Annotated in this window: 15 protein-coding genes and 1 other RNA gene; 6 read left to right on the forward strand and 10 right to left on the reverse strand. The window is 63.7% G+C overall.

The genetic code is table 11. The features are described from left to right. Window positions 1-2 precede the first annotated feature (2 nt). The 5 genes from GGQ67_RS04870 to GGQ67_RS04890 form a co-directional block, all read right to left on the reverse strand. Window positions 3-1,592, reverse strand: a complete 1,590-nt coding sequence (locus GGQ67_RS04870) for a DegQ family serine endoprotease (RefSeq protein WP_183899072.1) — start codon at window positions 1,590-1,592, stop codon at window positions 3-5. Window positions 1,593-1,789: 197 nt separating this feature from the next. Further along, entirely contained in the window at window positions 1,790-2,728 is a 939-nt protein-coding gene (gene hflC, locus GGQ67_RS04875; RefSeq protein WP_183899073.1) for a protease modulator HflC, read from the reverse strand. 3 nt (window positions 2,729-2,731) lie between these two features. Further along, entirely contained in the window at window positions 2,732-3,832 is a 1,101-nt protein-coding gene (gene hflK, locus GGQ67_RS04880) for an FtsH protease activity modulator HflK (protein ID WP_183899074.1), read from the reverse strand. A gap of 154 nt (window positions 3,833-3,986) precedes the next feature. Continuing rightward, entirely contained in the window at window positions 3,987-4,499 is a 513-nt protein-coding gene (locus tag GGQ67_RS04885) for a dihydrofolate reductase (protein WP_183899075.1), read from the reverse strand. A 12-nt stretch (window positions 4,500-4,511) separates the two neighbouring features. Next, window positions 4,512-5,306: a thymidylate synthase gene (locus GGQ67_RS04890; protein WP_183899076.1), complete on the reverse strand. Its 795-nt coding sequence runs from the start codon at window positions 5,304-5,306 to the stop codon at window positions 4,512-4,514. A gap of 116 nt (window positions 5,307-5,422) precedes the next feature. Between GGQ67_RS04890 and ssrA the strand changes: the two genes are divergently transcribed. From ssrA to GGQ67_RS04910, 4 genes are all read left to right on the forward strand, one after another. After that, window positions 5,423-5,792: a transfer-messenger RNA gene (gene ssrA, locus GGQ67_RS04895) on the forward strand. 127 nt (window positions 5,793-5,919) lie between these two features. Then, window positions 5,920-6,438, forward strand: coding sequence for an SspB family protein (locus tag GGQ67_RS04900; RefSeq protein ID WP_183899077.1), 519 nt, complete (start codon window positions 5,920-5,922; stop codon window positions 6,436-6,438). A gap of 44 nt (window positions 6,439-6,482) precedes the next feature. Further along, entirely contained in the window at window positions 6,483-6,677 is a 195-nt protein-coding gene (locus GGQ67_RS04905; RefSeq protein ID WP_183899078.1) for a DUF4169 family protein, read from the forward strand. A gap of 79 nt (window positions 6,678-6,756) precedes the next feature. Continuing rightward, window positions 6,757-7,029 carry a ribbon-helix-helix domain-containing protein gene (locus tag GGQ67_RS04910; RefSeq protein ID WP_183899079.1) on the forward strand — a complete coding sequence of 91 codons (273 nt, stop codon included), beginning with the start codon at window positions 6,757-6,759 and terminating at the stop codon, window positions 7,027-7,029. 29 nt (window positions 7,030-7,058) lie between these two features. On the opposite strand, the gene GGQ67_RS04915 is transcribed toward GGQ67_RS04910, so the two are convergent. Continuing rightward, window positions 7,059-10,814: an AsmA family protein gene (locus tag GGQ67_RS04915; RefSeq protein WP_183899396.1), complete on the reverse strand. Its 3,756-nt coding sequence runs from the start codon at window positions 10,812-10,814 to the stop codon at window positions 7,059-7,061. A gap of 247 nt (window positions 10,815-11,061) precedes the next feature. Further along, window positions 11,062-12,474 (reverse strand): FAD-binding oxidoreductase, encoded by a 1,413-nt coding sequence (locus tag GGQ67_RS04920; protein ID WP_183899080.1) that lies wholly within the window; start codon window positions 12,472-12,474, stop codon window positions 11,062-11,064. Window positions 12,475-12,747: 273 nt separating this feature from the next. Here GGQ67_RS04920 and GGQ67_RS04925 point away from each other — a divergent pair, with 273 nt between their 5' ends. Further along, the gene (locus GGQ67_RS04925) at window positions 12,748-13,863 is read left to right on the forward strand and encodes an AbrB family transcriptional regulator (RefSeq protein WP_246400118.1); all 1,116 of its coding nucleotides are present in this window, start codon (window positions 12,748-12,750) and stop codon (window positions 13,861-13,863) included. Here GGQ67_RS04925 and GGQ67_RS04930 read toward each other — a convergent pair. Beyond that, complete coding sequence (locus GGQ67_RS04930) at window positions 13,860-14,774, reverse strand: AraC family transcriptional regulator (RefSeq protein WP_183899082.1); 915 nt, start codon at window positions 14,772-14,774, stop codon at window positions 13,860-13,862. The two genes, GGQ67_RS04925 and GGQ67_RS04930, sit on opposite strands and share 4 nt — an antisense overlap. A 33-nt stretch (window positions 14,775-14,807) precedes the next feature. Between GGQ67_RS04930 and GGQ67_RS04935 the strand changes: the two genes are divergently transcribed. Then, on the forward strand, window positions 14,808-15,215 hold the full coding sequence (locus tag GGQ67_RS04935; RefSeq protein ID WP_183899083.1) for a DUF2000 family protein: 408 nt from the start codon (window positions 14,808-14,810) through the stop codon (window positions 15,213-15,215). Window positions 15,216-15,292: 77 nt separating this feature from the next. Here the strand turns inward: GGQ67_RS04935 and GGQ67_RS04940 are convergent, their stop codons facing one another. Together GGQ67_RS04940 and GGQ67_RS04945 are read right to left on the reverse strand one after the other, a co-directional pair. Beyond that, on the reverse strand, window positions 15,293-15,958 hold the full coding sequence (locus tag GGQ67_RS04940) for a YiaD family glycine zipper/OmpA-like lipoprotein (RefSeq protein ID WP_183899084.1): 666 nt from the start codon (window positions 15,956-15,958) through the stop codon (window positions 15,293-15,295). A gap of 193 nt (window positions 15,959-16,151) precedes the next feature. Continuing rightward, window positions 16,152-17,147 (reverse strand): flagellin N-terminal helical domain-containing protein, encoded by a 996-nt coding sequence (locus GGQ67_RS04945; RefSeq protein WP_183899085.1) that lies wholly within the window; start codon window positions 17,145-17,147, stop codon window positions 16,152-16,154. Window positions 17,148-17,346: the final 199 nt, after the last annotated feature.

The raw sequence follows: 17,346 nt of genomic DNA on the forward strand, positions 1-17,346 counted from the left end.
CCCTACTCCATCGGCACCGCGACGAAGCGCAGGTCGCCATTCGCCGATGCGATCATCATCTGTGCGTTGCGCCGGCCTTCCTGCTTCAGCGACTGCACCTTGGCAACGACGGTCTCCGGCGAGCGCATGAACTCCTGCGCCACCTCGACGATCACGTCGCCGGCCTTCAGGCCCTTTTCGTCCGCAAGAGAGCCCGGCTTGACCTCGGAGACGAGAACGCCGTCGACGCTCTCGGCGATACCGAAGCTCTTGCGGTTATCCGCATTGAGCGCCGATAGCGACAGGCCGAGAATGTTCTTCGCATCGCCCACCTCGGGCGCCGGCTGCGCGGGTTTATCCTTGTTGTCGGGCGTCGGGTGCGCCTGATCGTCGTTCTGGTCGTCCATATCCTGATTTTCGTTGGGATCGGGATTGATCACGCCGCCATCGTTTTCCGAACTGTCCGCCGCCGCCTGATCGCTGTCTTCGAGACGGCCGAGCGTGACCTTGACCGTCTGCTCCTTGCCGTCGCGCAGCACCACGACATCGACCGCCTTGCCAACGGGGCTTTCCGCCACGACGCGCGGCAGGTCTCGCATCTCGTTGACGGGCTTGCCGTCGAATTTCAGGATGACGTCGCCGGCCTTGATCGAGCCGTCGTCGACAGGCCCGCCCTTGATCACGCCCGCGACCAGCGCGCCTCTGGCGCTGGAAAGGCCGAGGCTGTCGGCAATATCGTCGGTCACCGGCTGGATGCGAACGCCGAGCCAGCCGCGACGCGTCTCGCCGAATTCACGCAACTGCTGCACCACGCCCGCCGCCAGCTCCGCCGGCACCGAGAAGCCGATGCCGATCGAGCCGCCGCTCGGCGAGATGATCGCCGTGTTGATGCCGATCACCTCTCCCTTCATGTTGAAGAGCGGGCCGCCGGAATTGCCCTTGTTGATCGCCGCGTCGGTCTGGATGAAATTGTCGTAGGGACCCGCATTGATATTGCGCCCGCGTCCCGAGATGATGCCGACGGTGACAGAACCGCCGAAGCCGAACGGGTTGCCGATCGCCATGACCCAGTCGCCGATGCGCATGACGCTGGAATCGCCGAACTGCACCGCCTTCAGCGGCTTCTTCGGCTCCACCTTCAAGACGGCGAGGTCGGTCTTGGTATCGGTGCCGATCAGCTTGGCCTTGAGCTTGGTGCCGTCGGCGAAGTTGATCTCGATGTCGTCGGCGCCGTCGATCACGTGGTTGTTGGTGACGATCAGCCCCTGCGGGTCGATGACGAAGCCGGAGCCCAGCGAACTGACATTGTGGTTGCTGCCGGGCTTGCCCTTCTGCTTGTTGAAGAAGTCGTTGAAGAACTCCTGGAAAGGCGATCCGTCGGGCGCGCGCGGCGCGGGACCGGCGCCTTCGTCGTCCTTGACGTTCTGCGATGTCGAGATGTTCACGACCGCGTCGAGCAATCCTTCGGCGAGATCGGCAACCGAAGCCGGACCATTGGTCGGCGGTGTGCTCTGTGCCTGAGAAACCCCGGCAAAGCCGACATTGGCCAGCAGTGCCGCCCCGGCCAGAAGCGCGAGCGATCGTCTGAAGGTCGGGCGGGTCGTGGGGGCCATCAAGCATCCTCATGTGTGTCAAAAGCGCACTCTGATCATGAGCATAAGGCGTAATCATGGAGGGTGAAATCACCTTTTCGCGAAATCCCGTGCAATCTGCTCGGGGTATCCGCGAAGTCCGGGAGAGCGGGCGCAATACCCTAAAAATAAAGGGGCCGGCAAGATGCCGGCCCCAAGAAGTCTTCGGATGATGGCGATCAGTTCGCCGGTGCGGCCGGAACCGCGGGCAGGCTGGGCTCCGCCGACGAACCCGGCTGACCGCTCGGGCTGTTGAAGTAGCGGAAGAAATCCGAGTTCGGCGACAGAACCAGCGTCGTGTCCTGCGAGGACATGGCCGTGGTATAGGCCGCCATCGAGCGGTAGAACTCGAAGAAGCCGGGGTTCTTGTTGAAGGCATCGGCGAACAGCCGGCTGCGTTCCGCTTCGCCCTCACCGCGCAGGATTTCGGAATCACGCTGCGCGGCGGCGGTGATCTCGACAACCTGTCGGTCCGCGATGGCCCGGCGGCGCTGGCCTTCTTCGGTACCCTGCGCGCGCAGGAGTTCCGCTTCGGCAAGACGCTCGGCGCGCATGCGGTCATAGGTCTTCGGCGCGACTTCGCGCGTCAGATCCGTACGACGGATGCGAACGTCCTGGATGTTGAGGCCGAGTGCCTCGGCATCCCCACGCAGGTCGTCGCGCACTTCGAGCATCATCGCCACGCGCTCTTCGGAAAGAGCGGCATCGAAATCACGCAGACCGTAGACACGGCGCAGCGATGAATCGAGCTGCGTGCGAAGACGCGCCTCGGCCGATTCGCGGTCGCCCGAAACCGTCTCGCGGAAGCGGCGGACATCCTTGATGTCGTAGATCACGAAGGCATCGACATCGAAGGTCGCGCCGCCGCGCACCTGGACGCGGATGTTGTCGAGGTCGAGACGAAGCGCCTGCTTTTCGACGATCTGGACACGGTCGGCATCCATGAAGGTGAAGGGCAGCTTGAAGTAGATGCCCGGCTCGGTCTTCACCGACTGGATCTGACCGAAGCGGACGACGATCGCCTGCTCGCGCGCATTGACCACGAAGATCGAGGAGTAGAGCGCCATGAGCACCACGGCGAACACCACGAGGAAAATGGGAAGTTTATTCGACGTCATGGATCAACCTCCCTGCTGCGCCGGTTTACCGATTTCGTTGAGCGGCAGATAGGGCACGACCCCCTGCTTCTCGTCGATGATGACCTTCTTGGAGTTCTTCAGCACCTGCTCCATGGTTTCGAGGAACAGTCGCTTGCGGGTCACTTCGGGAGCCTTGCTGTATTGGTCACTGACGGAACTGAAGCGCTGCGCCTCACCTTCCGCTTCCTTCACGACGCGATCCTTGTATGCGGCGGCCGCTTCCCGGATCTGCGCCGCGTCACCGCGGGCCTGGCCGAGCTTCTGGTTGGCATACTGGTTCGCTTCCTCGACGAGGCGCTGCTTGTCCTGGTCGGCACGCTGCACTTCTTCGAAGGCGTCGGCGACTTCACGCGGCGGCGCGACGTCCTGGATGGTGATCCCATTGATCGAGATGCCGCTTCTGTAGCGATCCATGGTGCCCTGCACGATGGCGGCCACTTCGGTTTCGATCGGCTGACGGTTGTCGCGGAACGCGTCCTGAGCCGGACGGCGGCCGACGACTTCGCGCATGGCGCTTTCGGCGACCTGCTGCAGCGTCTCGGCCGGATTTTCGACGTTGAAGAGATAGGCCTTCGGGTCCGTCACGGTGAAGAACACCGAGAACTGGACGTTGAGGATGTTCTGGTCGCCCGACAGCATCAGGCCGTTCGACGAAGACGAAGACGTCGCGCCGACATTCTGCTGCTGGACCGTGACCTTGACGATTTCCACCGTCTCCATCGGCCATACGATGAAGTGCAGGCCGGGGGCGGAGACTTCCTGCTTCGGGCTACCGAAACGCAGTTCCACGCCGCGCTCGTCCGGCTGGACGATATAGATGCTCTGGAAAAGCCAGAACACCAGGATGACAGCTGCGACGATCAGAAGGACGCCGGTGTTGAACCCGCCGGGCACAGCGCCGCGCAGCCGGTCCTGACCACGACGGATCATCTCTTCCAGATCGGGTGGGCCGCCTTTTCCGCCGCCACCACCGCCACCGCCGCGAGGACGATTCGGCCCCTGCCCCCATGGTCCCTGATTATTTCCACCACCGCCGCCGCCGCCCCAAGGGCCGCCGCCGCCATTCTGATTGCTCCAGGGCATCAAAACCTCGTTGTTCGTTACACTTTGCGATCGCTTAACCCACGGGGGCGACGGATATTCGCGCTCGAGACCGTTATAGGTATCGCTGCATCGGCTTTCAACGCAGCATGAGGAAGTTGGGGATGTTTATTGGAAAATAGTTTCTTTTCGCCGCTCAACGCCTGTCATAAACGACATAACGCGTGGCGTAGCTGTCTTTCTCGCCCTCGGGAACGCCGATGCTTTCGTCGACGCGCCAGATCGCCGGGTCGATCGCGGGAAAGGCCGTATCCCCGTCCACGTCCGTTTCCACATGCGTCACGCAAAGACGATCGGCGATCGCCATCGCCTGATCGTAGATCTGCCCGCCACCGACGATGCAGATCTCGTCTTCACCCCTTTCGACCGCCAGCCGCTCGGCCAGCGCCACCGCCTCGTCGAGCGAACCGACGGTGCTGACGTCGGGATGGTCGATCGTGACGGACCGCGAGATCACCACGTTCGGCCGCCCTGGAAGAGGCTTGCCGATCGAATCATAGGTCTTGCGCCCCATGATGACGGGCTTTCCTGTTGTCAGCGCCTTGAACCGCTTCAGATCGGTCGAGAGCCGCCACGGCATGTCGCCGTCGCGGCCGATGATGCCGTTGCGCGCTGCCGCGACCACGATCGTCTTGCGGATATCGGACATGTAACCTCTCGATCAGACCGCGATCGGCGCCTTGATGCTGGCGTCGGCCTCGTAGCCGACCAGTTCGAAATCCTCGAAGGTGAAGCCGAAGATGTCCTTCACCTCGGGATTGATGCGCATGAACGGCAGCGGCTTCGGCTTGCGCGTCAGCTGCAGCTTCGCCTGCTCGAAATGATTATGATAGATGTGCGTGTCGCCGAGCGTATGCACGAAGTCGCCGAGCTTCAGACCGGCCACCTGCGCGATCATCATCGTCAGCAGCGCGTAGGAGGCGATGTTGAAGGGCACGCCAAGGAACACGTCCGCCGAGCGTTGATAGAGCTGGCACGAGAGCTTGCCGTCGGCGACATAGAACTGGAACAGGCAGTGGCACGGCGGCAGCGCCATGTTGTCGACTTCGGCTGGGTTCCAGGCCGAAACGATGTGGCGGCGCGAATTCGGGTTCTTGATCAGGCCGGAAACGAGATTTTCGATCTGGTCGATATGCCCGCCGTCCGGCGCCGGCCAGGAGCGCCACTGCGCGCCGTAAACGGGGCCGAGATCGCCGTTCTCGTCGGCCCACTCGTCCCAGATCGAGACGCCATGCTCCTTGAGATAGGCGATATTGGTGTCGCCCTTCAGGAACCACAGGAGCTCATGGATGATCGAGCGCAGGTGCAGCTTCTTGGTCGTGAGGACAGGAAAGCCCTCCTGCAGATCGAAGCGCATCTGGTAGCCGAACACCGAACGCGTGCCGGTTCCGGTCCGGTCGCCGCGGTCGGTTCCGGTTTCCATCACGTGGTTCAAGAGATCGAGATATTGCTTCATCGCCCGCCGCCGATTCCATTTTTCCCATATTTAAGCCCATCGGCAGCCAAAACCAATCACGCCCCCGTGTTTTTCCCGGTGATTCCTTGAAAGACCACGATGCTTTTGTGACGATGGCTCTTCCCATGCGATCAGGAAAACACTATATCACCCGTGCCAGTCCTCGGATTGGCTATGGCGATAAATGAGCGGTGTAATAAACCTATTGGACCCGGGGGCGGTACCCGGCGCCTCCACCAAAAACCGGCGGCCTTACAAAGAGATGGCCGGCTTTTGATGGGGGCGAAACAGGATCGACAAGGGTGTAAAGATCGTCTTTTTGCTCGGCATTGTACCGCCGTTATCGGGCTAAAATTGTAGTTGCAAACGACAACTATGCGGAAGCTCGTCTCGCTGCTTAATCGCGGTGTGACACTTCAACTAAAGCCCTAGTGGTTCGCACCTCTAGGCGGGGTCCGAAGGCACCTGGCAACAGAAGCCTTCACCTTCTCCCCCAAGCTCAAATCATGTATGATTTGCTAAAGCATGACTCGGCTGCGGGCTTTTCCAAGCTGCTTGAGCATGGCATATAGGCTTGGAACAGACGTACGGACGAAAGAAAGACAGGAAAAGCATGGGGCAGGATCACATCCGCTACGACATTCTGGCACAGGACGCGCTTCGCGGCGTCATCCGCAAGGTATTGTCGGAAGTCGCGGCGACCGGCCGCCTGCCGGGCGAGCATCATTTCTTCATCACCTTTCTGACCGGCGCCCCCGGCGTTCGCATCTCGCAGGCCCTGAAGTCCAAGTATCCCGAGCAGATGACCATCGTCATCCAGCACCAGTTCTGGGAAATGAAGGTCACCGAATCGAGCTTCGAGATCGGCCTCTCCTTCTCCGACGTTCCGGAAAAGCTCTTCATCCCGTTCAACGCCATCCGCGGCTTCTACGATCCGTCGGTCAATTTCGAACTCGAGTTCGACGTGCCGCTCGCCGATAGCGACGAACTGCCGGAAGCCGAGATCACCGCCTACCCGGTGACCGCCGAGAAAATGGAAAAGACCGAGGACGCGGCCGGCAAGCCGGCCGAAGGCGACGAGAAGAAAGCCGGATCGGTCGTCTCTCTCGATGCCTTCCGCAAGAAGCAGTAAGACCAAGGGGAAGCAATTGCTTCCCTTTTTCATATGGGTGTCCCGTGAGCGCCGAAATCGTCAATCTCCGTCAGTTCAAGAAGAAGCAGGCCCGCTCCGACAAGGACAGGCAGGCCGAGCAGAACCGCATCTCCTTTGGCCGCACCAAAAACGAGAAGCAGCTCACCAGGGCGTTGAATGACAAGGCCGAGCGCGCGCACGACCAGGGCCGGATCGACAAGAACGACGACGCCGAATGATTGCGCGCACCGGCGAAAATGACGCGAATGTCAGTCATTTGCACCCGTTTGCGGATTCGTTTTCCGAACATTCCGCGCAATGATCCGCAAGCACTCGATCACGCTGCACGGCCATCGCACCAGCCTGTCGCTGGAAGATGAGTTCTGGACCGAACTCAACGCCATCTCCACCGCCCGCGCCATCCCGCTCGCCGGCCTGATTTCCGAGATCGACGATATCAGGGACGCCGACAGCAACCTGTCCTCGGCGCTGCGCCTCTACGTTCTCGCCTGGCTGAAGACGCAGAGTGTCGCGACGCCGGCGCAAAGCCGACACGAAGACGGAGAAACGGCGGATGCCGGAGCGCGTTGAGATCGTGCCCGGCGCCTGGCGCAAAAGCGCTATTGCGGAAGCTGCACGCCTGGCAATCCGGGCACCGTGTTGAAGTTCAGCGAGTTCTGCGGCGGCGTTATCTGCTGTTCCTGCGCCTTGCGCGCCGCCTCGGCCGCGGCCCTGGCATCCTCTTCCGCCTTGGCCTTCGCGGCGGCTTCCGCCTGCGCCTTGGCTTGCGCCTGCGCCCGCGCATCCGCGGCCGCCTTGTCGCGCTCGGCCTGTTGTGCCGCCAGCAGCCTCAGCCGCTCCTCTTCCGCCTTGCGTTGTTCCTCGATGACGGCGGCCTTCTCGCGCTGCTGCTCGTTGAACTTGGCGAGCGACACTTCTCGGCGCAGCCGCTGCTGCTCGAGAACGTTCGACTGCAGCTTCTCGACCCGCCGGCGCTCGCGCTCGAAGGCGCGCAGCGAGAGGTAGCCGGTAATGTCTGTGACATCCACCACCCGGCCCGGCGATCCGAGAACGCCGGAAAAGTCGATCCGTATCGACGGATCCGCGCCGGTGAGCGCCTCGCTCAGCGGATTGAGGCCGATACCGAGCGACGCGTTGATCCGCTCCTGCGGCAGATCGATCTGCGCGTTCCCCGTCAGCTTCGCCTGGTCCGTCGCGACCGTCACGTTCTGGACCCTCAGCACCCCGTCCGTCACATTGAACGGCACCGTCGTCGGCGGCAGCTTCGCCTCGCCGTTGTTGAGCAGCGTCTCGACGATCGGGTGCACCTTGCCGGCATTCAATTGATCGCGCATCGGATCGGTGGCCGAGAGAAGCGGCGCCAGCATGCCGAGATTGAGCCCACGCACACTGGTATCGCCGAGACGCATCTCGCCGGAGCCGGTGAGCGAGCTGGCGATATCCTTCATCGACTTGCCGGATGCCTCCATCGACAGCGCCAGCCCGAACCTGCCCGAGGCAACCGGCGAACCGCCGTCCCGCTGCCACACGACACCGCCGAGATCGGCATCGGCAAGCGCAAGCTTGGTCTGCAGGAAGCCGGTTCCATCCGCGTTGGTGAAGGTCACATTGCCATCGACGGTGCCGCCGTCCCACCCGCCCTTCATGTCGTTCAGGCGCAACTCGTCACCCTTGTAGGCGACGTTGGAGGTGAAGTCGGTGATCGGGTTCGGCCAGCCGAGCCAGAGCTGCTTGGCCGCGAGTTTCAGGTTGACGTCGATGTCCTTGAACACGGGAATGCCGAGCGGCGCCGACGAAAGATTGCCGCTCGCGGCATCCGTCATCGGCCCGTAGACCGCGTCCCCGAGCCAGGTGGCGTCGGCCTTCGTCAATGAGAGGTCGCCCGACGCCGTCGTCCGTTCCGCCTTGCGATCAAGCGTCATGGCGCCGGTGAAATCGTTGTCCGCCGCGCGGCCCGCGATGTTGCCGAAGGCGACCTTGTCGCCATCGATCGTCGCCGTCGTCGTCAGCTTGAACGGCAGACCGGCCCCCGTTTGCGGCACGCCGACGCCGTTCATGACCAGATAGGGGTCGAGATCGGCGCTCTCCAGCGACAGCGCCAGCTGGCCGTTCATGAAGCTCTGCGGCCGGATATCGACCTTGCCGCCGGCGGTAAACGAGGTGCGGTCGGTCGCGAACGTCAGGACGGCATCGGCCGGATCGGTCCCCTCCGCCTGCACCTTCAGCGTCATGCGGCCATTCGCATCCGCGTCGACGGGCAACGGATCGAGCCCCGCCTGGCCGAACAGCACCGACGTCACATTGTTCTCGAGCGTCGCCTCGAGGCTCGTCGTGCCCTTGCCGGTCAGCGCCAGCAGGTCGGACATGCGATAGTCGAGGTTCACGCGGCTGCCGTTGGTGACACCCGCGAGCGTCACCGAGAGGCCGTCGCCCTGTTCGCCGCCGAGCGTCACGGCGCCGCGCAGCGCCGTGTTGGTGTACCAGGCCGCGTTGCGCACCAGCCGGTCCATGACGGGATGCTGCGGCAGCTTCTGCTTCAGCATCGTGAAGAACGGACCGGGATCGGCGGCCTTGAGCGTGATCTCGCCCGAGCCCTTGTAGTCGAGCAGCGAACCTTCGGCGCGCCCCGTCGCCGTCAGTTCCGCGCCCGCCAGGTTCTTCACGGCGAGCTTCTCCACGCCGAGCGCGCCGTCGGCGATCGTGAAGCTCGTCTCGACATTGCCGGCATCGACGCCGAATGCCGTGAACTTGTCGGCCTTGAGCTGCGCCCGGATCCTGTGGTCGAGAACGTTGTTGCCCGCGTCCTGCCCGGTAAACAGGCCCGTCAGCGCGCGCAGCGCATCGAGATCGAGCGCATCGCCGGCAAGCGCGACGTCGAGCGTCGGCGCCTGGTTCGCGACGACCTGACGGTCGAGCCTGCCCTTCAGCGTCGCCGGACCGACCGCGATCTCGAGATCGTCGAACGTCTGCCGTTCATGCGTCAGGTTGACGTTGGCCGAGAAACCGGCCTGCTGCAGCTGCCGGATGGCCGGATCGACCTCACCCGACAGCCACGAGGCAAGCCCGGTCGGCTGCTTGGAGGCGACGGTGATCGCGCCCTTGAAGGAGGGCTGCCCCTGCAGGGCCAGCTGACCGTTGCCCTCGACGAGGGTGCGCCCCGGCAGCGTGCCGAACGCGTTGTCGATCGTCCAGCCGCTGCCGGCCGGTTCGAGATCGAGCTGCACGTCGCGAATGGTGGTATCGCCGGCAACGATCGCGGGCAGCCGCACGCTCGCCTTGCCCGGCACCTGCGGCACCGGGATCTGCGAGACGATCTGGATCAGCGCATTCAGCCGCTGCTTGGCCGACAGGCTCGGATCGCGAGACGTCTTGCCGTTGGAGCCCTGGTTGCCGATACGGTTGACGTCGATCTGCTGGCCGTCCGCCTTGAGCAGGAATTGCGGCTTCACGCCGGTATCGAGCGTTGCCTCGCCGGTGATCACGTAAGGATCGTCGAGCGCGCCGATCTCCAGGCGGTAGTCGGGAATGCGGATGCTCTCGTTCGTCAGCTCGAACTTGCCCTTCAGGCGCGGCGGCGGCTGGCTCTTGTCGCTGCCCTTGGGCTTGTTGGTGCTGGCGCGTTCGATCTGCGCCGACATCGTGCCCTGGTAGTTGGGCTTGCGGTCGACGAGCTTCAGTTCGCCGTCGAGATCGACCGTCACCGGCTGTTTGTCGGGCTGCAGGCGCGTGCGCATGCGGATGATGCCGTTGTCGTCCAACTGGTTGCTGGATATCAGGAACTTGCCGGTTTCGCCGTCGAGCGCCGCATCGCCTTCGATCCGCCATGGCCCGGCGAGCGATTTCGCCGACATCTCGGCGTTCAGTCCCGTCAGAAGGCGCGTGCGCCCCGATTGATCGTCGATGAACTGGATATCGCCGCCGGTCACCCTGACATTCTCGAGGATGACGGTCTTCGCCGGAATTTCCGGCTGGCTGCCGCGCGTCCAGTCGAGCGTGCCGTCCTTGAGCAGGCGGAGCTTGACCTTGGGATTGACCACGCGCATGTCGAAGATCAGCGCCTCGCCGGAGAGGAACGGCGCCAGTTCCGCGTCCATGGAAAACTGCTCGACCCGCACGATCGGCGAGCCGTCCTGTTCCTGGCCGACGCGCACGTCGTGCATCGTCACCGACGGGAACGGCAGCAGGCGCGCATTGACGGCGCCGTAGACGACCACCTTCTTGCCGATGATACGGCTGGCCTGATCCTCGAAATTCTTGCGGAAGCCGGTCCAATCGATGAACATCGGCGCGAACAGCGCCACGAACAGCGCCACCACAACCACACCACCCAGTACGACGAGAAACCGGCCTACCAAGTCAATCATTCTCCATTCGGGCTACACCGCGGACACCAGGATAAAAACGCAATCGGGATAGGGATGCCGATTGCGTTTTGACCCTAGATCATCAACCCGAAGCGTGTGAAGCCGCTTTCAGGCAACAGACCGCGCAATTCCTTGTTACGCCCGCGCTTTCCCGGCGGCGCTCCGATTCGCTACGCTGTTCCTAATCCCTATCGGCATTCATGCCGCAAGCAAGCCAAGATCAACAGATTGTTGATTTTCAGGCAGAATGGAAAATCTTGCCCGGATTGAAGATGTTGTCGGGGTCGAGCGCATGCTTGACCTGGCGCATGAGATCGACCGCGCCGCCAAGCTCTTCCTCGAGAAACGCCATCTTGCCCTGGCCGATGCCGTGCTCGCCCGTGCAGGTGCCGTCCATCGAAAGCGCACGCTTGTTGAGCCGCGCCACGAAACCCTCGGCAACGGCGATCCCCTCCTCCGTCTTGTCGTCGAACAGGAGCAGCACGTGGAAGTTCCCGTCGCCGGCATGACCGACGATCATCGCCAGCAGGCCATGCGCCTCGATATCGGCCTGCGTCTCGCCGATGCAGTCGGCCAGGCGCGAGATCGGCACGCAGACGTCGGTCGACAGCGCCGCCATCTCCGGCGCCAGCGCCCGCGATGCCCAGTAGGCGTCGTGGCGGGCTTTCCAGAGCTTGTTGCGCTCCTCGGCGTTGACAGTCCAGGCGAACGCGCCGCCGCCGCACTCGGCCGCGATCTCGCCGAACTGCGCCGATTGCAGCGCGACCGTCTCGTCGGTGCCGTGGAACTCGACGAACAGCGTCGGCTTCTCGTCGTAGTTCAGTTTCGAATAGGCGTTGCAGGCGCGGATCTGCAGGGCGTCCAGAAGCTCGATGCGCGCGACGGGCACGCCCATCTGGATCGTCATGATCACGGCGTCGCAGGCCGCGCGCACCGTCGGAAACGCACAGACGCCGCCGCCGATCTTCTGCGGAATACCCTGCAGGCGCAGCGTCACCGAGGTGAGGATGCCGAGCGTGCCCTCGGAGCCGACGAACAGCCGCGTCAGGTCATATCCCGCCGAGGACTTGCGGGCGCGCCGTGCCGTTCGGATTTCCTCGCCATTGGCGGTGACGGCGGTCACCGAAAGCACGTTGTCCTTCATCGTGCCGTAGCGCACCGCGTTGGTGCCCGACGCACGCGTCGCCGTCATCCCGCCGATCGAGGCGTTGGCGCCGGGATCGATCGGGAAAAACAGGCCGGTATCGCGCAGATGGGTGTTGAGATCCTCGCGGGTGACGCCCGGCTCCACCGTGCAGTCGAGGTCCTCCATGTTGACCTCGATCACCCGGTTCATCCGGCTGAAATCGATCGAGATGCCGCCGTTCGGCGCATTGACCTGCCCTTCCAGCGACGAGCCGGTGCCGAAGCCGATGACAGGAACCTTGTGCTCCGCGCAGACCTTGACGGCAGCCTTCACGTCGTCGGCGCTCTCGGCGAAGAGGACGCCATCAGGCAGTTGCGAGGGAATATAGGTCGTCGTGTGCGCATGCTGCTCGCGAAACGACTGGCCGGTCTGGAAGCGCTCGCCGAAGCTCTGCTTCAGGATGCCGAGGACGCTGGCGATGCCCGCCTCGTTGCGTCTGCCGGCCTTCGCGTCTTTGAGCGCCATCTCTTTGATCTCCTTACCATCGCTGCCTGGAGGCAGGTTGGTATGGGACAAGAGATGACGCCTGTCTAGATGCGGGCCTTCGCGACGCCGTCTTTCGCGGCGGATTTGGGACGACGCACTCATTTCGCCGCCAACCCAGGATACAGGACGCCAACAATTCGCAATTGACCCGCGCCCCCGCCCGCGCCTATATCCACCCACACCATCGGCGCCCGCCGATTTTCCACTACAGCCTCTGCCGCCTCCCCAGACATCGCATAGCCGGCACCAGCATTGGCAAGACATGCATCGGACAAGCCGTTGAAGAACGCCAGCCGCAGCCTCCGAAACGCCAGCCTTCCTCGCTGGGCATTGCTGCTGACAGTCTCGACCGTTCTCGTCGTCGGCCTGGAATTGCTCGGCCTGCCCGCCTCGCTCCTGATCGGCCCGATGGTCGCGGCGATCGTACTCGCCGTCTCGATCGGCCAGGGATCGCTGCGCGTCCCGCGCTGGCCGCTGCTTTTCGGCCAGGCGCTGGTCGGTTTCATGATGGCCCGCTCGATCACCGTCGACATCCTTCAGACGATGGCGACCGACGCGCCGCTCTTCCTTGCCATGATCCTCGCCGTCATCGCCGCCGCCGGCCTGCTCGGCTGGCTGCTCACCCGCTGGCAGGTGCTGCCGGGCACGACCGCGGTCTGGGGCTCGTCGCCGGGCGCGGCATCGGCCATGGTCATCATGTCGGAGGCCTATGGCGCCGACGCGCGCCTCGTCGCCTTCATGCAATATCTGCGCGTCGTCTTCGTCGCCGTCGCCGCCTCCGTCGTCTCCCGCCTGTGGGTAGCCGCCGATGGCGGCGAGCCGCCGCCACTGATCCTCTTTCCGCCGATCGACTGGCCGGCCCTTGCCGCGACCGTCGCGCTCACCTGCCTGTCGGCCTATTGCGCCACGCGCTTCCGCATTCCCGGCGGCACCATCATCGTCTCGCTGTTCACGGGCTCGCTGCTGCAGGGCCTCGGCCTGTTGAAGATCGAGCTGCCCATGTGGCTTCTGGCGATCAGCTATGCCTTGATCGGCTGGAGCATCGGCCTGCGCTTCACCCGGGGGATCATCGCCCACGCGGCCCGCGCCCTGCCGCGCGTGGCCGGATCGATCCTGATCCTGATGTCCCTCTGTGGCTTGATGGCCTATGCGCTGCATGTCTTCGCCGGCGTCGATCCGCTGACCGCCTATCTCGCCACCAGCCCCGGCGGCGCCGATTCCGTCGCCATCATCGCCGCATCCAGCAATGTCGACGTCCCCTTCGTGATGGCCATGCAGACCGGCCGCCTGCTCATCATCCTGCTGACCGGCCCGATGCTCGCGCGCTTCATCGCCCGGCGCTCCGGCCTAGCCGAAAATCCTGTCTAGCGGTGAGCCCGCCCCAGCCCCGCCCATTGCCCCGGCGTCATGCCATAGGCCTTCTTGAAATGCCGATTGAGATGGCTCTGGTCGGCAAAGCCGGTGGCAAGCGCCGCCTCCGCAAGCGCCTCCCCGGCGCCGATCATCGCGCGCGCCTGCTGTAGTCGCCGCATCAACAGATAGCGGTGCGGACTGGTCGCGAAGGCGGCCCTGAAATGCCGCGCCAGCTGAAACCGGTCGAGCCCCGTCACGGCCTCGAGCTCGCCCGATGCCACCGGCCTTGTCGCATGCGCCTCGAGATAATCCCGCGCCAGTCGCGCGCGCCGCCAGGCAATGCTTCCAAGCGGTCGAGGCGGGGTGCCCGCATGCCGCGCCAGACCACCGGCCACGCGTGACACGAAATCGTCGACGAAGAGTTCATCGAGCTCCCGATCCAGTTCGCCGAGCGCCGCCAGAAGCGTGCCGGCGAGACTGGGATCGTTGACCACGGGCTGATCGACGAACGGCAGGCCGATCCGCGCCGCTTCGAGACAATCGAAAAGCAGCGCCGGCTCCAGATAGAGCATGCGATACTGCAGCCCGTGATCGGTCCCCGCCCCGCCGTCATGCTCTTCGTCGGGATGCAGGACGATCACCTGCCCCGGCAGGCTGAAACGCCGCTCGCCACGATAGGAAAAGGTCTGCACGCCCTTGATCGTCACCCCAAGCGCATAGGTATCGTGGCGATGCGGCTCGAAGGCATTGCCGGCGAACTGCGCCTCGATGCGCTCTATGCCGGGAAAGGCCGGCGCGGTGACGATCCCTGGTGCAATCGTACCAGCTGCGATCGCGCCGGGTGCGATCGCGCGCCCGGCGTCACCCGGCCCGGTGCACAAACGTTCAAGACCCTCGAGGGCGTGATGGCTTAGATCCTCGTCCAACCGACGTCGAAACCCGCATGAAAAGAGACTGGAATGTTTGATACCAAAATTGCGATCGTGCTGCGAAACAATCTTGCCTCCTGGCAGACGCTGAACGTCACGGCCTTCCTGATGAGCGGGATCACCGGCAGGAACCCCGAAATCATCGGCGACGCCTACAGGGACCGATCGGGCAATCTCTACAACCCGCTGTCGATCCAGCCGATCATCGTCCTCGCCGCCCCGCCGGAGACCATGTCCGCCATCCACCGCCGCACGCTCGATCGCGGCGTCCCCGCCTCGCTGTTCATCGAGGAGATGTTTTCGACCGGCCACGACGCCGCCAATCGCGCCGTCTTCGCCGAATATGCGCCCGACGACGCCAGGGTGGTCGGCATCGCCATTCGCGCCGACAGGAAGATCGTCGACAAGATCACCAAGGGCGCGGTCATGCACCCGTAACGCAAAACGGCCGGGCGTCTGGCCCGGCCGTCCAATGGCGAGAGAATGGCTCGATCAGCCCCGGGTGATCGACCTGATCAGCCCTGGGTGATCGGCGCGATCTGGATTTCGACGCGGCGGTTCTGCGAACGCCCGGCTTCCGAAGCGTTCGAGGCCACCGGCTGCGACGGGCCGAAGCCGACCGCCGACATGCGGCGCTGGTCGATGCCCTGGCCGCCGAGATAACCGGCGACGGACTCGGCGCGGCGCTGCGACAGATCCTGGTTGTACTGCAGGCCGCCGGTTGAATCGGTATGGCCGTTGACGTCGACGAGCGTGCGGTTGAACTTGCGCAGCACGACCGCGACCGAGTTCAGCGTCTGGTAGAAGCCCGGCTTCACGGCATACTGGTCGACGTCGAAGGTGATGTTCGACGGCATGTTCAGGATGATGTTGTCGCCGTTGCGGGTCACGGAGATGCCGGTGCCCTGGAGCTGCGCGCGCAGTTCCGATTCCTGCTGGTCCATGTAGTTGCCGATCGCGCCGCCGGCGAGAGCGCCGACACCGGCGCCGATCAGCGCCGCGTTACGCCGGCCGACCGGCGAACCGCCGACCGCGAGACCCGCCAGAGCGCCGACGCCGGCCCCGAGCAGCGCGCCGCCCGATGTGTTCGACATCTTTTGCTGGCCCGTATACGGATCTGTCGTCGTGCAGCCGCTGAGGTAGGTCGCGGCAACGGCCAGGAGAATGAATTTCTTGATCATGGACAGGCGTATCTCCAATTCGATGGTGATGCGAGCAGTATTAAGGAATGCGGCAAGAAGATGAAGCGCACGCCCTGCATATTGAAAAATCGATGCATTGCACAGCCTTAGAGACGAAATTCCCGAAAGTGGCCGACGCCGGCCAGGCCGGCGCTGGTGTTCGGGACACGCTTCGGGCGCTTGCGGCGACGCGTCAGAAATTCTGGAACAGCTGCCGCACCGTATCGTAGGTGGCGTTCGCGATGTTCAGCGATTGCAGGCCGAGTTGCTGCTGCGTCTGCAGCGCGGCGAGCCGGCTCGATTGCTCTTCCATGTTGGCATCGATCAGCTTGCTCATGCCGCGCGCGAAGGCATCGCCCATCGATTGCGCGAAATCGCTCTGCAGGCTGATGCGCTTCTCCAGCGCGCCGAACGAAGACCCGATCGTCGCCATCTGCCCGAGCATCTTGTCGACCACGGTCACCATCTCGCGCACCTCCGCGGTCGTCGTCGCCGAGGATATGCCGATCTCGACCTGCCCGGCCGTATTGCCGGCGCCCGCCAGCATCACATAGTTCTTCGAGGCGCCCGCTTCGGTGGCGAAATACTGCGATGTGAGCGCCCCGTATTCGCCGGACCCCGTGCTCCGGTCGTCGATCAGGTAGCGCGCATCCTTGGACGACGTGGATCCCACGGGCGCGATATCGACCTCGTAGCTCAGCGTCCCGATTTCCACGCTTCCGTCGGCGAGGCGCGTGAACGACGCCGGTATCTCTCGCGGCCTTGCCGGATCGTCACCGTCGTCGATGGCGACCCAATTGTCGTTGTTGAAGCTCGCGGCGCCGGAAACGGCCCTGAGCTGCTGCTTCAGATGGCTGATATCGAGATTGATCTTGTCCTTATCGACGCCGGTCTCGGTGGCGGCGACGAGCTTGGCCTTGATCTGGCTGACGAGATCGATCGATTCGCCGACGGCGGTATAGGCCGTGTCCATCGTCGCGGCCGCCAGCCCCAGCGCGTCGCGGATCGCCGATTGCGCTCTCTGGTCGCTTTTCAGTGTCGAGCTGATCGCCCAATAGGCGCCGTTGTCGGAAGCGCGCTCGACCCGAAGGCCGGTCGAGACCTGCCTTTGGGTCTGCACCAGGTTGTTCCCGGTGTCGCGCAATACATAAAGCGCGGCATCCACCGCGGTGCGCCGATAAATACTCACGGATACTGAACTCCGAACACAACAATACGCAACTGGTACAAATGAACCGGTGCCGCGAACGCTCATGTCCGGGAGCGCCCGAAAGGGGCGCCGCTCGGCCTTCCGAAACGCTGGAAGACCATCGGTATCGACAGCAATGATTACGGCTTATGCTTAAGAAACAGCTAAAAGTCGCAATTAATTTAGCGTGTTATGCAAC

The organism is Rhizobium metallidurans (genome assembly GCF_014196505.1).
Classification (GTDB): domain Bacteria; phylum Pseudomonadota; class Alphaproteobacteria; order Rhizobiales; family Rhizobiaceae; genus Rhizobium; species Rhizobium metallidurans.